The sequence below is a fragment of the Pseudomonas sp. 51_B genome (assembly GCF_017491595.1).
Classification (GTDB): Bacteria; Pseudomonadota; Gammaproteobacteria; order Pseudomonadales; family Pseudomonadaceae; genus Aquipseudomonas; species Aquipseudomonas promysalinigenes.
The window spans coordinates 18,700-33,763 of the sequence record NZ_JAFGYW010000011.1 but is presented as its reverse complement, the minus strand read 5'-3'; the positions used below and the strand labels follow the sequence as shown (position 1 = coordinate 33,763).

General features: G+C 55.2%; 8 protein-coding genes and 2 pseudogenes. 6 read left to right on the top strand and 4 right to left on the bottom strand.

Going from position 1 to position 15,064, the window contains the following annotated elements; genetic code table 11:
• The first annotated feature begins 19 nt into the window (after positions 1-19).
• Complete coding sequence (locus J5M56_RS13900) at positions 20-514, top strand: hypothetical protein (RefSeq protein WP_207937158.1); 495 nt, start codon at positions 20-22, stop codon at positions 512-514.
• 11 nt (positions 515-525) lie between these two features.
• Here the strand turns inward: J5M56_RS13900 and hrpB are convergent.
• Positions 526-2,673, bottom strand: a pseudogene (hrpB, locus tag J5M56_RS13895) (ATP-dependent helicase HrpB); the annotation flags it as partial.
• 1 nt (position 2,674) lies between these two features.
• Between hrpB and J5M56_RS13890 the strand changes: the two are divergent.
• Genes J5M56_RS13890 through J5M56_RS13875 form a run of 4 tightly spaced genes read left to right on the top strand, consistent with a single transcriptional unit; the run spans position 2,675 to position 9,259 of the window.
• Entirely contained in the window at positions 2,675-5,119 is a 2,445-nt protein-coding gene (locus J5M56_RS13890; protein ID WP_243430769.1) for a hypothetical protein, read from the top strand.
• Positions 5,097-7,202: a site-specific integrase gene (locus J5M56_RS13885; RefSeq protein ID WP_132844288.1), complete on the top strand. Its 2,106-nt coding sequence runs from the start codon at positions 5,097-5,099 to the stop codon at positions 7,200-7,202. The genes J5M56_RS13890 and J5M56_RS13885 overlap by 23 nt, the downstream gene beginning before the upstream one ends.
• Positions 7,199-7,822, top strand: a complete 624-nt coding sequence (locus J5M56_RS13880; protein WP_132844285.1) for a hypothetical protein — start codon at positions 7,199-7,201, stop codon at positions 7,820-7,822. The genes J5M56_RS13885 and J5M56_RS13880 overlap by 4 nt, the downstream gene beginning before the upstream one ends.
• 3 nt (positions 7,823-7,825) lie before the next feature.
• Positions 7,826-9,259, top strand: coding sequence for a tyrosine-type recombinase/integrase (locus J5M56_RS13875; RefSeq protein WP_207937157.1), 1,434 nt, complete (start codon positions 7,826-7,828; stop codon positions 9,257-9,259).
• 94 nt (positions 9,260-9,353) lie between these two features.
• Here the strand turns inward: J5M56_RS13875 and J5M56_RS13870 are convergent, their stop codons facing one another.
• The gene (locus J5M56_RS13870; RefSeq protein WP_207937156.1) at positions 9,354-11,537 is read right to left on the bottom strand and encodes a DEAD/DEAH box helicase; all 2,184 of its coding nucleotides are present in this window, start codon (positions 11,535-11,537) and stop codon (positions 9,354-9,356) included.
• Positions 11,534-13,150, bottom strand: a complete 1,617-nt coding sequence (locus tag J5M56_RS13865; protein WP_207937155.1) for a dsDNA nuclease domain-containing protein — start codon at positions 13,148-13,150, stop codon at positions 11,534-11,536. Before J5M56_RS13865 ends, J5M56_RS13870 begins: the two co-directional genes overlap by 4 nt.
• A 174-nt stretch (positions 13,151-13,324) precedes the next feature.
• On the opposite strand from J5M56_RS13865, the gene J5M56_RS13860 reads away from it, so the two are divergent.
• The gene (locus tag J5M56_RS13860) at positions 13,325-14,758 is read left to right on the top strand and encodes an alpha/beta fold hydrolase (protein ID WP_207937154.1); all 1,434 of its coding nucleotides are present in this window, start codon (positions 13,325-13,327) and stop codon (positions 14,756-14,758) included.
• A gap of 89 nt (positions 14,759-14,847) precedes the next feature.
• On the opposite strand, the pseudogene J5M56_RS26765 reads toward J5M56_RS13860, so the two are convergent.
• Positions 14,848-15,029, bottom strand: a pseudogene (locus tag J5M56_RS26765) (hypothetical protein).
• Positions 15,030-15,064: the final 35 nt, after the last annotated feature.

Below are 15,064 nucleotides of genomic sequence, written 5' to 3'. Positions count from 1 at the left end.
CATCACACGGAGACCCGCTATGGACTCGCAAATCCAAGACGCTTACGCCAGGTCGTTCACCGGCCGCTTGCATGCCATCGCCACCGGCGGCTACGTGCCGTTGCGCTTGAGCAGAACTCACGATAAATGGAATTGGGGAATCGCCCCCCAATACGACTGGCTGATGGCCGGCGGCACTGAGAAATCCATCGCGATGGATTTTGCCTTCGACTCGCAGACAGACGATCGCCTGCACTACCACATAAGCCTGGCAAGCAAGACTCAACCACCCAAGAAGCTGGGCCTGAGCCATAACAGCTACTTAGGCTTCTACCAGCGAACCAACGTTACAGATTATTGGAAGATCGAGCCACTTCAGCTGACCGAACACGGTTTGGTCTGCTACCTGCGCGATCATCAAGGCTACCGTGTGGGTGCCATCAAGGACACGCCGCATCGCAGCGGCCAGACCATGTATCTACTCAATACCAAAGAAGGTGAAACCATCACTTTCCTGCTTCAACAGCGCACGTAAAAATATTCGGCTCAGGTACCGCGCGGCTTGGCCCGCGCGGTAGCTTCGGCCACCAGCGGGTCGTCGGGCCAATAATGTTTCGGGTAACGCCCCTTCAAGTCCTTCTTCACCTCTGCATAGGTGGTACGCCAAAAGCTGGCCAGGTCCTGGGTCACTTGCACTGGACGCCGCGCTGGGGATAACAGGTGCAGTTTTACCTGCTGACGGCCCTGGGCAATGCGTGGGGTATCGGCCAGGCCAAACAGCTCTTGCAGGCGCACGGCCAAGATCGGCGGGTGCTCACTGTAGTCCAGGCGGATGTTCGAACCGGACGGCACGGTCAGATGGGCCGGTGCCCATTCGTCCAGGCGCTGGGGCAACGGCCAGGGCAGCAGATTGCGCAAGATCGAGGGCAGGTCCAGGGCAGCGAAGTGGCTCAGGCGCGACACTTTGCCGAGGTAGGGCTGCAGCCACTGGTCCAGACTCGCCAGCAAGGCTTCGTCACTCAGATCAGGCCATTGGCTCCGGCCTTCGCTGTTGAGGTCCAGCTGCCGCAACAGCGCGACCCGTGCTTGCCACTGGCGCAGCTCCGGGGTCCAGGTCAGCAGGTTCAGGCCTTTGCGTCGCACCAGGCCAATCAGCGCTCGGGCGCGGGCGTCGTCGTCCAGGCCGGGCAAAGGTTCACGGCTCAGTACCAGCTCACCAACCTTCGTCTGGCGTTCGGCACGCAGTACCTGTTCACGCTCGTCCCAGTCAAGGATATCGATGCGCTCGACTTGTTCTGCCAGCACATCATCGAACAGCGCCGGGTCGAATTCGGCCGCCAGATAGATACGTTCTTCGCGTTGGCCCTGGCGGCTGCCAAGGTCAGCGATGACCAGCCACGGGCATTTCATCAGCGCGTCCACTTCCGCGAACAGGGCGGCACGGCCGTTGGCCAGGCGGTATTCGGCACTGCCCTGGCGGCGCTGCTGCGCCACGCGGTCAGGATAGGCCAGCGCCAGCAAGCCACCGAGCCAGCGTGCGTGCTCAGGGTCGGCGACCGTGGCCGTGGCCTTGCCGCGCAACAGGTTGCGATACTGGCGCGCAAGCTGCCGGGCGCGCTGCACACCGCCCAGGGCGCCACGGCTGGCCTTGCCGTCACCACTGACCAATGCCAAGCGGCTGTGCAGATCGGCACCACCGCCACGCTGTATATCTCGTTCACCGAGCAAGGCCGCAATCTCGCAAGCCATGCTCGCCAGGCCCAAGTCCTGGCCACGCAGCAGCAGGTGGGCAATGCGCGGGTGTGCCGGCAGTTCGGCCATTGCCTGGCCATGTTCGCTCAAGAGGCCATGGCTACCCGGTTTGAATGCACCCAGGCGCGCCAGCAAGTCTTGGGCTTGGGAGAACGCCGCCGCTGGCGGTTGGTCGAGCCAGCGCAGTTGGTCTGGGGTGACGCCCCAACGCGCCAGTTGCAGAGCCAGGCCAGCTAGGTCGGCCTGGAGAATCTCGGCGCTGGCGTGGGCAGCCAATTGATCATGCTGGGCCTCGGACCACAGGCGGTAGCACACGCCAGGTTCCAGGCGCCCGGCACGGCCGGCACGCTGGGTGGCGCTGGCGCGGGAGATGCGCTGGGTGTCCAGGCGGGTCATGCCGCTACCCGGGTCGAAACGCGGCACGCGCGCAAGGCCGGCATCGATGACCACCCGCACCCCGTCGATGGTCAGGCTGGTTTCGGCGATGTTGGTGGCCAGCACCACCTTGCGCAGGCCGTTGCCTGGCGAATCGATTGCCGCGCGCTGCTCGCTGAGCTCCAGCTCCCCGTGCAAAGGGCACAGCAGAATGTCGGGTCGCTGGCCCAGGGCCTCCTGCAAGCTCTGGTGCACACGGCGGATTTCGGCCTGGCCGGGCAAAAACACCAGCACACTGCCAGGCTGTTCAGCCAAGGCCAGCAGCACGTTATCCACAACCCGTGGTTCGATGAATTCGCCCGGCTGGAACGGCCGCCCCCAGCGGATATCCACTGGGTGCATGCGCCCTTGGCTACTGACCACAGGGGCATCGTCGAGCAGACGCGACAGGCGCTCGCCCTCCAGAGTCGCCGACATTAGAAGGATTTTAAGCGGGGGATCATCACGTAGCAGTTCCCGGCCGTTGAGGCTCAGCGCCAGCGCAAGGTCTGCATCCAGGCTGCGCTCCATGAGATTGCCACTTGCAACATCTTGTCAAACAGTTTCACAATCCTTCTATCACAAGGCTTTGAGCGAGAATTCACCGATGGATAGCGATTTGACAATCATCAAGACGAGGCAGATTTTTCAGTTCTATCCCATCACGGTACTCCCTCCTGATGTCTTGGCGCTCATGCAACGCTCCCTCGATGCTTTGGAAGAAAAAGTCCTCATCACAAAAGTTGTAAACCTCATCAAGCTCTTTGATGTCTACTGCCACGTAACAGCCACTCCAATCAGCTTCCTCTCCCTGTCCAACCCAAGCTTTGAAAAGGTCATTCAAGGCTTCCTAGGAGCGTTCGATGATGAATCCTTGATCCAATTTCAACAGCCAACCAAAGCGCTTCACCAAAAAGGCTTCGTCAAGCTGGTGCTCAAGATGCGGGAAGAGGTTCCGATGCTTCCGGAGCTCACCAATGCTGACTGGAAAATTGGCAAGTACCAACACGTCTGGAAGAAGCTCAAACAGAAGCTGGATCCGGTAGCGCTGCGCTATTGGAATGGGTGGGAGATTCAAGGACGCAACGGAAATAGTGGGTATCTTCCGATCGCTCACGTGTGGAACTCACATGGGCAAGAGTTTGCCGAGCTCATTTTCGACCGATACTCCAAAAACATGGCGAAAAGGCTGAGTCCAAGCCACACTGACTTCAACACCTTCTTATACTACCTATCAGAGCATAAAGAACGCTGGCCCGTATCAACATTCCAAAGCCCACTCGAAATCAAGCGGTTATTTATTGATTTCATGTTTCACAATTTCACGAAAGCGGTGGAAAGCGGCACTGACGTCAAAACCAGGACAAGAACTTATTCTAAATTCATCTTCACAATGGATGAAATCTTCCTCCAGTCTGGAGTTTGGGCGCGCCCGTTTTCATGGGGGCTCCCAAAGCCCCCGGGGAAACGCACACCAGGTGCGCTCACCCACACAAAAAAGAAAGCAGATGGTACGACAGTCAAGAACAAACTGATCACCGAAATCCCACTGCACCTTACTGACAGTGAAGCTATTGAGCTTCTGTTCAAAGATATTCACGAGGACAATTCGCTCGTCTTAAAGTGGGCAAGGCATCGCCTTCAAAAAGCCAAGGAGGCTTACGAGGCGTGCCTTGAACTGGGCTCGCGAGGAACCATTATTACTGGCGGCAATTACAATACCAAGAGATTAGATCAGGTGGGCGCAGAAAATATTTGCGCTACTTACCTCAAAAATGGCGTCACTTACCTCAAGAGTAACGCGCCACTCCTAGGCGCCATACCAAAGGGCGAAGTGCATAGCCTCCTAGGAATTCCTACAGTAGACACCATTTTCGCACTGCAAATGTTGCTAACCCATGGGCACCCAAATATTACTGACGGCTTCTTCGTAAACCTTGAATTATTCAATAAGCAAGGACAATTAACCGGACTCACAAAAACAGAAAAAGGGAACTACCAGTTACTGGGCTACAAAGACCGCGCACAGGGGCCTAACAGCGAGCGCAAGATCCTGCTTTCCGACGAAGAAGCGGAATGGGTTAAGTTGATGATCTCCATGACCCAAGTACTGCGAGATGAACTTAAGCACGCAGGCAACGACCAATGGCGTTACTTTTTTCTGCACACCAGCGGAGCAATTAAAACACCGACCGTACCTAGCACGGTGAGGCTAAATCAAAAGACCATCAAGTACCAGCGAAGAATGGTGGATGAGTTCATGGCGCTCGGCAACCGTGGCGAGACAGCTACCAAGCGCTTCATCACTCAGTTGTCAGTCACTGCATTCCGAGCCTCGGCAGCGGTTGAAATCTTCCTCCGTAATCACGACGTGGAGGAAATGGCGAGGGCGCTCGGCCACAAGGGTTACACGTCCACCCTGCTCAGCCACTATCTACCCGAACCCATCCTGGCGTTCTTCCAAACCCGGTGGATCCGCTTGTTCCAGCGAGGGATCATCTGCCGCGCGATGAAGGACAGTCCTCGTCTGCTGGAAGTCGCTCGCTTCGCTGATATGGATGAACTGCATAGGTTCTTGGAAAATCACGCGCTCAAGGAAATCCCGGAGCACCTGCAGAACCCTGACTATCTCAAAGCGCCAGAAGCAAAGCCCAAGGCAGGCGCAAATCAGTCAGGCAAAGCAGATCAAGTCGTAGTCTCGATCGACACAGGCGTACTGACGGCACTGCTATCGCTTCAAGCTGCGGTAAACAACGCTACCCAGAATGCCAACGAGTCAGAAGAAGCCAAGCATAAAGAAGCTAAGCAGATCTGTGCCAAAGCCGTTTACTGGTCACGTTTCAGCGATTTGGTAGTAAAGGAAATCGAAGACCGCTTAGACACTACCATGCATGAATACCTTGCAGTAGCCCGTCAACATGCCAATGCCGCACATATGGAAGACTTGATCTATGCAAAAGCAACTGCCGCCTGAGCTTTCCTTCCTAGCACCATACTTAGTGGAACCCACTGAGGCATATCGCTATGCGACTTGGCTAATTAACGACTTCGATTCGGACATTTGGGAGTATAGCTTTGACTACAAAAAGCCCAAATATCTAGACTGGAGAATCACACTCGAAGATGGCAGCCTCCTGACAGCCCCTAAAAACAGGAAGCTGCTTCTTGGCTTCAAATATTACCTTACTTCCTGCACGCGCGATTCGTCGGGATATCTGTCCGAAACTAATGAGCTGCAGGGTCAACAACTGCAACGTTTTTGCCGTACCTGCCACATCATTGACTTCCTGCTGATCAATGGCAAGCGATATCAAATTGCAAAGTATGGCCTAGAAGGTCTCAATGCGGGCAACTTGCAGGAAATCCTTCAAACATTGGCGAATAGCCCACAAGTTTCTGAGTCGATCTATAACTGGCGCGAACGTCTCCATGATTACTGCATGCGATTGTTAGAAGCCACTTGCTCGACAACGCTAGTAGACCTTCTCAAATCCAAGCCACAACTCGCCGTGATCACCGACGAACAGCGTGCAGAAGATGAATTGGGCATCGCACATGAACTAATTCCGCAGGTACGAGCCGCACTGTATCTACAGGGCTTTTATCACGCACAGATCCATGGCAACCAACCCAACACAGTTCAAATATCTCAGGAGATTTATTCGGAGACTTTGTGGGGTAAAAACCAATCGAAGGTTATGTATAGCATCCTCATTTATAATGATGATGCATCGCAATTAGATCGCGAATACAGAGGGGTTCCTGTCACCAGTGGTGCACGTGAAAAAATGCGTGATACCACATATGTCACCTATCGCCGAGCAGTTTATCAACTAGGCGTTCTGCACGAGCTGGAGTTACCTGCCCCCAGGGTTGAAGCCTTGGTCAAAGCAGAAAAATTCAATCCTGACCTGTCGACCATCGGGCGATTTCGCACCCTTCCATCCGAGATGGTGTTCACGGGGCTGCGACAGGCTATCGAATTCCACCTGGAGCATGGCCAAGAGCTCACCAAAGCGTTTTGCCGAATCGCGCTGGAATGCAAAAAACGGAATGTATCACCGAGCTTCTTGACCGCAGAGGAAGTGCAACAATTGGCCGGGCCGAAGCTGTCGGCCTTCGGCGTGCGAAGGTTGTCGCTGGCGGTAAACTCAACCAACACTGGGGTTTACCACTCTATTATCAAGGGTACGAAAGAAGCTTACTTCGGTAACCTGAGGGCGAATAACGGCCTCTATGAACTCATGGCCGTATATATGGGTTGCGTGCAGCTCACGGTAGGCGTCCTTATGGCCCGCAGGGCCAGTGAGCTATACGGGCTGAACGCGGAAGATTGCCTCGATGAGACGCAAGAGTGGCTGCTGTTCCGCAATGCCAAGAGCACACGCCACTTGTTTGGCATGCGTCGCCGCGAAGCTAGGCCGATCGAGCCGATTGCCGCAGACATGATCAAGACGCTCATTCGTATGCAAAAGGTGTTGCGCCGGATTGGCTTCATTTCAAAGTTGCAAACGCTGTTTGCCTTGCCCAATTTCAAAGGTTCAGCACAACTGACCGACTCAAGCGCATACACGTACAATCGTAACCTGGATCTGATGTGCGACTACTTTGAAACCCCTCTGAATGCCAAGGGGGAACGCTACTACTTCCGACAGCACCAGATGCGTCGGTTCTTCGCGATGCTGTTCTTCTACTGCGGCAGCTTCGCCAAGCTCGACACGTTGCAGTGGATGCTCGGACATACTGACCCGCAACACGTCTATCGGTACATCACGGAGTCCACGGACGGGGCGGTGTTGGCCAGCGCGAAGGCTCAGACCGTGGCCGAACAACTGCACCATGGTGACATCGAAAACTACGTTGAGCTGACGCAGTTGCTGAAGGATCGTTACGGCACAGAGAAATTAACCTTGATCAGTGCCCACGACCTGGAAGACCAGATCAGGGAGTTGATGGACGAAGGCTGGGTGGAGATCGAGCCTGAGTACTTCAAAGATCATCGGGGTAAGCAATTCAAACTTGTGGCGCGCCTGGTGCGTGCTCCGGAGGCTGCATGAGTCAAGGTATTTCTCTCGCTACACGCGCCGCTCCATCGGTGCGTGGGCTGCACGCACTGCTGGTGGATGCCATCAAGCGGGCTCAGCAGTATCACTCTGATCAAGATCTGCGTAAGGCCCTGAAGAGCCAAGGTGGCATTGCGAAACTGGAGCGCGCGGTTACCGACGACCGTGGCGACACGCTGCAAGTCATCCCCATGAGCCTCAACACCTTGAAGACCTATGCCGACGCGCATCTGCCGGGCGGTTTCAAGGCTCTCAATGACCTGCGGCTCAAAGCCTTGGAAGCGCTTGAAATCGCAGCGAAGCGCGGCGAGCGCTCCAACAAGCGCACCCGTTCTGGCCTCTCACTCAAAGTGGCCGAGCTGGAGCATGAATTGGAGCTTCACCGGCAGACCAACATGCTTTTACTCAAAGCCATCGCGGAATGTCACGAGTGGTTTTACAACATTCGTGACGCGTCCAGCGCACTGCAACGGGAGAAGGATGCCCAGGACGCAGCCGATACGGTACGCGCAGTGCTGAGCATGGCCATGCCACCTTTCAACACGCTGCATACCGTAGAAGTGCCAAGTCCTTCTGCAGAGGTGCCCAATATCGCCGACTACAGGAAGGACTAGACCATGCAGGCAGTGACAAGCAAAAAGCTCCATTCGTTGCTCGGCGACTTCACTTTTTTCAATCACTTTTCAGTGGATCGCATCAGCACACGCGACGCATCAAACATGCCGTTCATTTGCTGGCCAAACGGCTCTCCCTGCTTGATTGGTAACCTGTACATGCAGAGCCTGCTCCTCAGCCGAGGTCGCACGCGCAACGGGCTTTCCCGTAAAGGTACGAAAGGCGGCTCAATGGGAGCGTATGCCGGGCATGTGGGGCAACTGCTTAAACGGTGCTACCGGGATGGCGTTGACCCGATCAACCTGAACGACATGAAGTTCACCGACTACGTGGATGAAATCCGAAAGGAGACGGCAGATTTCAACCCGGCACAGCCAAAGAAATCACAGAACGCAGTGATCGCGACCGGCAAGGTTTGGCTCGACTTCCTAGTGTTCGTAGGTACCTTTTACAGGAACAAAACCTTTGTTTCGCCAACCGGTGCGATCCGGGCGCGCGAGGAGACCTTTTACGTCAAAGTCCGAGGCGGAAAAATGATTCCGAAGGCCTACCTTTGGCATCATTCCTTTGGCAAGTCACACCGAGAACATCGTCGCGACCCCGTTACCAGCGAGCAGATTCAGATGCTCAAAGCGGCCAACCGCAAGGACAGGGCCTCTGATTTTGTGAAGATGCGCCGCCTGATGATGATCGAGCTGCTCACCGACCTGGGGCCAAGGCGGGGTGAGCTAGCTAATTTGAAGGTGCAAGATGTGCGAAACGCCGTGAAGTTGGACGAGCCCGTTCTGCGACTGGATACGTTAAAACGCGAGGAAGGGGCGGAGCGGTTCATAGCGATTTTCAGACCTACGCTGAAGAAGTTAGATGAGTTCATCGACGGCCCACGACGCAAATTGATGCGTAATGTTTACAAGGGAGGCAAGGATCACGGCTACGTATTCGTCTCCACTCGCAACGGTCAACCACTGCGCGATACCCACCTATCGAATGAAATTCGCTACCTTCGAATACTGGCGGGCATCGAGTCGCAAATCTGCCCACACATGTTCAGGCATGCCATGGTCACCCGCGTCTTCACCCAGTTCATCGCGCAGCACAAGCTAAACAACGCTGACGATTTTCGTCGGGCGCTGCTCGACACCAAAACCTTTGTTGCAGAGGTTGTGCAGTGGACAGGGCATCTGGATCCGACGTCCGTCGAACACTACATCCACTTAGCCTTCCGAGATCTCGCCAATTACTCCGAGACGCTCAGCTCAGTGCACCAGGCGCTTGCCATGGACAAGTATTTTGCGCTCTCCAACGACCTCAAGCTCCAGCTGGAGGAAGGCCTACCGGTCGCCGACTACCTCAGACAGTTGAATGATTTGGAGCGGATGTACAAGCAGGATGCTGAAAGCGCTGAGAAGCGCACCACGTCGCTGAGAACGCCGTAACAGATGATCTGGCTGCGCAACAACTAGAGCCCTGGCCAACCTAACCAGGGCGTCATCGGCCATCACCCGCCTTTTCCAGAATGCTGGGCTGGAGTCATCCAATACGCAGCGCGCGCTGGATGAACATCCGATCCACGTAGCCCACGGATCGCACCCAGGCGTGCTGGTTGTCTCGAATGAACTGACCAAGCTGATCCACATCCGCCTTCTCAGGGAAATCCATGAGGTCAGCCAGGCGGTGCAGGGTCTGAATAGGGATGCCCATTTCCTCCAGGGCATTCACACCGGGTGGCAGGTGGAAGCTTTCAAAGACCATTCTGACGTGCGAGTAATCAACCTTGCTGTGGATGCCACGCTTAAGCGCATGGTGTTTGACGACATCCTCCATAAGCGCGAGGAGCTTGGGCAAGGTGAACCCGTAGGTATTGGTGATGATCTTCAGGTCGTTGTTCAATGCTTCGGAGAGTGTGCGCTTCGTCCCCTCGGTCACCCATTGCCGAGCGTATTCGATCTGGCTCTTCAGGTAACTCGAATAGCTGGTCGCGTTGACGTAGCCAGCCAGCTTGGCGATGAGAAGATCTGGCGGATTAACGCTGACGCCGTTGCGGCTGAACGTATGAGGCACCAGCCTGGCAATCATTTTCGCGAATGTCTTGAGGAAATTGGTTGCTGGGCCCCAGTGGAACACAAGCGTGGCGAATTCCGTGTCGTCCATCATCTCGACCATGCTCTGCAGCTCTTCAAACTGCTCGAAGCGGAAGTAGGAATGCTTTTTCACAAGGTCGAAGGGGACACGATCGCTCGCGAAGACTTCCTCAAAGCGATCCTGGGAAAACTCAGAGAGGTGATCCGGCTGAACGCTGGCGAGCAGGTTAAGGGGCGTCTCGACGTCCTGAGTACCAAGCGGAATTTCAACCTCCTGGTTGAGGTTGTCTTCCGGGATCTCCTCCAGGCAGTAAATCGTACCCACGAAATGCACACCCATCCGCCCAGCGCGCCCTTTGATGTTGCCGTGGGTGAATTTGTCGATGCTGCGACTGCCGTCGCGGTTGTCGTAGATCACCACGTTCTTGGCAATGGTGTTTACGCCTTCGATGATGGTCGAGGTACAGATGAGAAAGCGCAGATTGCCCGCGTTGAATTGGTCAGCGGTGTACTGCTGCAGCGCTCTGGGCAGTGCGCCGAAGTGCAAGCCAATACCGTGCTTCAATGCCACGGCATAGTCCCACTCGGGATCGAACTCCTTGCTCACCCAATCGATATGTGGATTGCTGGTCGGGTTGCCATAGCCATACCGGATCAATTCACGCGCCACGATGCCTGCAACCGTAGGCGACTTACAGTAGATGATTGTCGCTTCGCCGCAGTGTTGGGCGATCTCTCCAAGCGCCTTGAGCTTGCTTTTTTGATCGTTGGGTTTGATGCCGAAGGTGTGGACGTCGAGTGCTACGGTGTTGAAGTCACTGGAGACGAAGGTGTGTGGGTAGCCTAGGTTTTCCAGGCCGCGAATGCTGTTGATAAACGGCCCAGTGAGGTAGAACTGCTTGGAGACTTTAAGCAGTTTGCTCAGCGCGATATTGAGCTCGATGACGCGCTCGTCCTTGTAGTCCGTTGTACCGTTCTTGAGCTCCCGGAACGCCAGCTTGTAAAACTCATCGATCACGAACAGGTCGATGTCGACGATGTCGTTTCGCTCGTTCACGCGCTCCTGGGTGAGCACGTACACAGCCCGGTCGGAATGACATTCCTGCGAGCTGTGGTGAATGATCTGATACCGCTCACCGAACCTGACCTGGAGTCGACGCCGTGTCTCGTCAGCAAGCGCCACGGTCGGCACCACCAGGACAAGCCGCTTCAGCTCACCCAGGCCCAGCAACGAATCGACGATGGCACTCTTGCCCATGCTGGTAGGTGCGCTGAGCACCACATTGCGCCCTGCTTTGAGCAGATCAAAAATGTGGAACTGCATCGAGTGGAAAACAAAGTTGTCCGAGAAGGGGGTACGGTACAGATCCAGCACCCTCAGCTCATCCGATGTCAGGTCGGAGAACTCCTTTTTCAGGTAAGGGAACAACCCGGACTTTCTCACCATATTTTTGAGCAAGGTGGTGTGTTCAGAGAAGCGTTCACGTGCATCGAGTGCTCGGACGATCAAGTCACGTCCCAGGTCATACGACACTGGGTTGGACAGCAGCTTGTTGATCACAGCCAAGTATTTGAAAGACGAGAAGTCCTTGCTTTGAAGGCTGTGTTTCGCTTGCTCATAGACCTGCGTCATACCACTTCCCTCACCTTGTTTTCGACCATCCTGGCTAGCTGCTTAAGGCTTGGTGCGGGGTAAATGAAGATGTGGATGCCTAACTGCCCAAACGGCGAACCCTCTACAAGATCGGCGGCGAACTCTTCAAACAGGGCTGCCGTTTCCCGCTGTAGCTCGTCTTCATGCCCAGGGGTTTCAGGGTCGGTTACCAAGCAGGAGTCATAACCAACAAACAGTACGAACCTGAAGCGATCGAGGTGTGCGTCCAAAGGACGACTGCCGTCCAGGATTTCGTCGATGTCATGTCGCAGCAGATACTCATCGTCCTTGACGTCCAGTATTTTGCTACGCGCCGAATCGAAGCATTCCTCGATGACCTCATAGAGCTCATTCCGGATTTCCGGCAACCGCACAGAGATGTCAGTTTCGGTTACCAGTTCGCTGAAGCCGATCCAAAGCTGATCACCTTCCGATGCACGACGAACAATGTGCACGTTTTCGAGAATTCTCTCTTCCCCAGGGTTTTCAACGTGCAGCATGCAGGGGATTGGCTGGCTTTCGTGATGTTGCCGGATGGTCGCGTGGAGCAGCACTCGCCCCAGGAATTCTCGGACATCGTGAAGCGACTTGAAGACAGATGTACGCAGCCGCTCGCGCTTCTCCAGCAGTGTGAGCTTGTGTATATCGGCAATCTCCCTGGGCCGCAGAAAGACCTCGTCGAGCCATTTGCACACGTTCTCGGCAATATGTTTGTAGCGGTATTGGCTCAGAAAATATTCTTGGTGCAGTACCTGTCCTTGACGCTTGTCGCAGACCGAAGCCATCGGGGCTCTGAAGGGAGTGAGGATGTGAGGCAACTTACGCTTGACGTAGATTTTGCGGCCTGCCTTGGTCTGGTCATCCACCACCCGCTGGTTAAACCACTCAAAAAGGTCTGACCTGACATAGGACTTGTCGTCAGCACTGTGGATACGGCGGGAACGCTCGCCCTTGCGGGTCACCGTATCGAGGATCAAACACCAAATATCTTCAGCAGCAGCCTCAGAGCTGAGGGTAACGCCGTGCAGATCTTCGGACGACCTTCGAATGTTGGCTATCCCCAATAGCTCCAGCTCGCGAATGGTGTGATACACCTCCCAAGTAGCCGCATCAACCCAATCAGCGACGGTAACGCCTGAGGCCGTCTGGTAGTCCTTGGTTCGCTCGTTGAGGTCGTCGATCAGCTCTTGCCTACCAGGCTTGCCCTTCCGAGCCGAGGACTTGATCGTCAGATACTCCAGGGTCTTGTTGACCTTGTCTTCAGTGACGATCGAGTATCGCCGTGTCAGGCCTGAGTCTGACTCGCATTGCATCGATTTGTGCAGGATCGAACTGCAAGGAATGGTTTTCTTGTCGGCACCCTTCCCGTTTTTGACAATGTCCGAAATGTTCCAACGGGTCTTCTCGGTACTTTTGACCTGTACAAAATCGACGTAGCCGTCGGAGACGATATCGATATCGTCCGTGACCTCGCAGCGGACACTGCGGATGGTCTTGTCGCGGAGCATCCGGGTGACATGGAAAGCGGCAACGCAGTCCTGGAACAGGAAACCGTGCTTGGCGGCTACACCACCCGAATCATTAGAATCCATCTCGACGTCCGTGACATTTTGCCGAGAATCTAGGGGATTCTACTGCCTGAGTCCATCAAATGATGGCACTTAGCCTTCCGACAGCTGCGTGGCACCTCACCGCGTGGCAATAGCGAACCGGTTGTCATGATGGCAAAGCAGCACTAGATTGGGCTTTTTCAACAGAGCTCACATATGGAAATGCCTTTCCGCAGTCCGGACGACCTCAAGATCGCGCTCGCGATTCTCTACATCAACTTCGCCACCTATAACTCGTACAAGCGGATACTGAGTTCATCTCAGGTGCTCCTATGCTGGAGAAAGGCGCCGGCGGGTATGTTCATTGATGTCCTGCACGACAGGGTCACTGGCAGCAGGGCCAAGAAGGCCTTTACGCAGCTCATCCAACGAGCAGATGAGCTGAAGTTGCTGACGGACGTTGTGGAGGCTACACAGTTACTGAGCGATGGCTTCGCGTCGGCGTTATCCACGATCAGGCAGCCGACATTCAAGGCAGCGGTCAAGCGAATGATCAGCGTCCCTGACGATATGGTGGAGTATGAAGAATGCATGGCACAGCGAGAGGACAGCATTGGTGCATCGCTCGGCAGCGACCCCTACCCCATCCACTACAGCCGAGCTCCGGTCGATCAAAAATTCACGAAATACGCCGTCTACTTCGGAACGGATCGCCTGTTGGAATCGGCAAGGACTGTGAGGTTTGGCGGGTTCCGCAGTGATGACGTCGTGTCCTATGGCATCGCAGAGGTTTCCATCCCTCACATCCATAAGGAAGGCAAACTGGAACGGCCCGTGTTGTGGCCTTCTACCTCAAAGGGGAACCCCAACAAGCACATCGTCATTCACAACTGTGCTCTTTTTGAGCTGGAAGAGTGGTACGACAACGCCAAGACCTATCTCGCGAAGCTCAGCGAAACATCCACTAGCCGTGAGGGCTTGCTGTTCATCCACGGGTACAACGTGAGTTTCGACGCGGCAATGTGGCGGTCTGCTCAGCTGTGCCATGACCTGAAGTTCCCAGGTCTGATGCTGTGTTTTTCATGGGCGTCACTGGGCAGTACGACTGGCTACCCTGCCGACGAGGCGACGGTAGATTGGTCAGCAGCCCATCTGAAGGAATATCTGAAGAACGTTACAGAAAACCTGGGCCTGACGTCATTGCACATTGTCGCCCACAGCATGGGGAATCGGGCGCTTCTCGCTGTACTGGAAAATTGGGAAAACAAGCCAGGCGCTACCCCGATCAGCCAGATCATCCTTGCTGCTCCAGACGTCGACGCAAAGCGGTTTAAGCAGTTCGGACGGGTGTTCAACCTGTATGAGCAAGTAACGCTTTATGCATCCCGCCATGATCGAGCGATCACTGCGTCTCAGCTTGTGCACAGCAATCCAAGGGCAGGCGGCGCCAATCCACCCCTAGTTATGGATCACCTGTCGACCATCGATGTCTCCAGTGCTGGTAAGGACATGTTCGGCCTAGGCCACAGCTATGTAGCCGACGTGACGAAAGTGTTCCGCGATCTGTTCTACATCGTCCGGCATCGGCACAAACCTGACCAGCGCGCAGGAATCACGAAGAAAGATGAGGGTCACTGGGAGCTGAGCTAGGCCCATAAAAATCAGAGCGAACGTGGCGCAGGCCTATTGCCTGGCTTGGGTGTATCGCCCTATCGCTGGATCGCCAGGTTAAGCAGTAATTAGTGGCTCGTCGCAGACGGGCCGCCCATCGCTCGGAGTTGGTAATCTGTGACTGCTGAAGGCGTTCGAGCGCTGGCCCTGCCACGCCGTTTGCTTGAGCTTCGTGATAGCGCTTCAACGCCTCAACCGCCTCGGTATACATGGCGTGATCGGGGTGAAGTACGCTACTGAAATCTCTCATGGCTGCCACTCCGGTGCATTGAGATTCACGGCGAC

Bases quoted from the DNA above. Each gene is read 5' to 3' on its own strand.
- J5M56_RS13860 (WP_207937154.1), top strand. From the start codon at position 13,325: ATGGAAATGCCTTTCCGCAGTCCGGACGACCTCAAGATCGCGCTCGCG.
- J5M56_RS13885 (WP_132844288.1), top strand. From the start codon at position 5,097: ATGCAAAAGCAACTGCCGCCTGAGCTTTCCTTCCTAGCACCATACTTA.
- J5M56_RS13870 (WP_207937156.1), bottom strand. From the start codon at position 11,537: ATGACGCAGGTCTATGAGCAAGCGAAACACAGCCTTCAAAGCAAGGAC.
- J5M56_RS13865 (WP_207937155.1), bottom strand. From the start codon at position 13,150: ATGGATTCTAATGATTCGGGTGGTGTAGCCGCCAAGCACGGTTTCCTG.
- J5M56_RS13900 (WP_207937158.1), top strand. From the start codon at position 20: ATGGACTCGCAAATCCAAGACGCTTACGCCAGGTCGTTCACCGGCCGC.
- J5M56_RS13875 (WP_207937157.1), top strand. From the start codon at position 7,826: ATGCAGGCAGTGACAAGCAAAAAGCTCCATTCGTTGCTCGGCGACTTC.
- J5M56_RS13880 (WP_132844285.1), top strand. From the start codon at position 7,199: ATGAGTCAAGGTATTTCTCTCGCTACACGCGCCGCTCCATCGGTGCGT.
- J5M56_RS13890 (WP_243430769.1), top strand. From the start codon at position 2,675: ATGAGATTGCCACTTGCAACATCTTGTCAAACAGTTTCACAATCCTTC.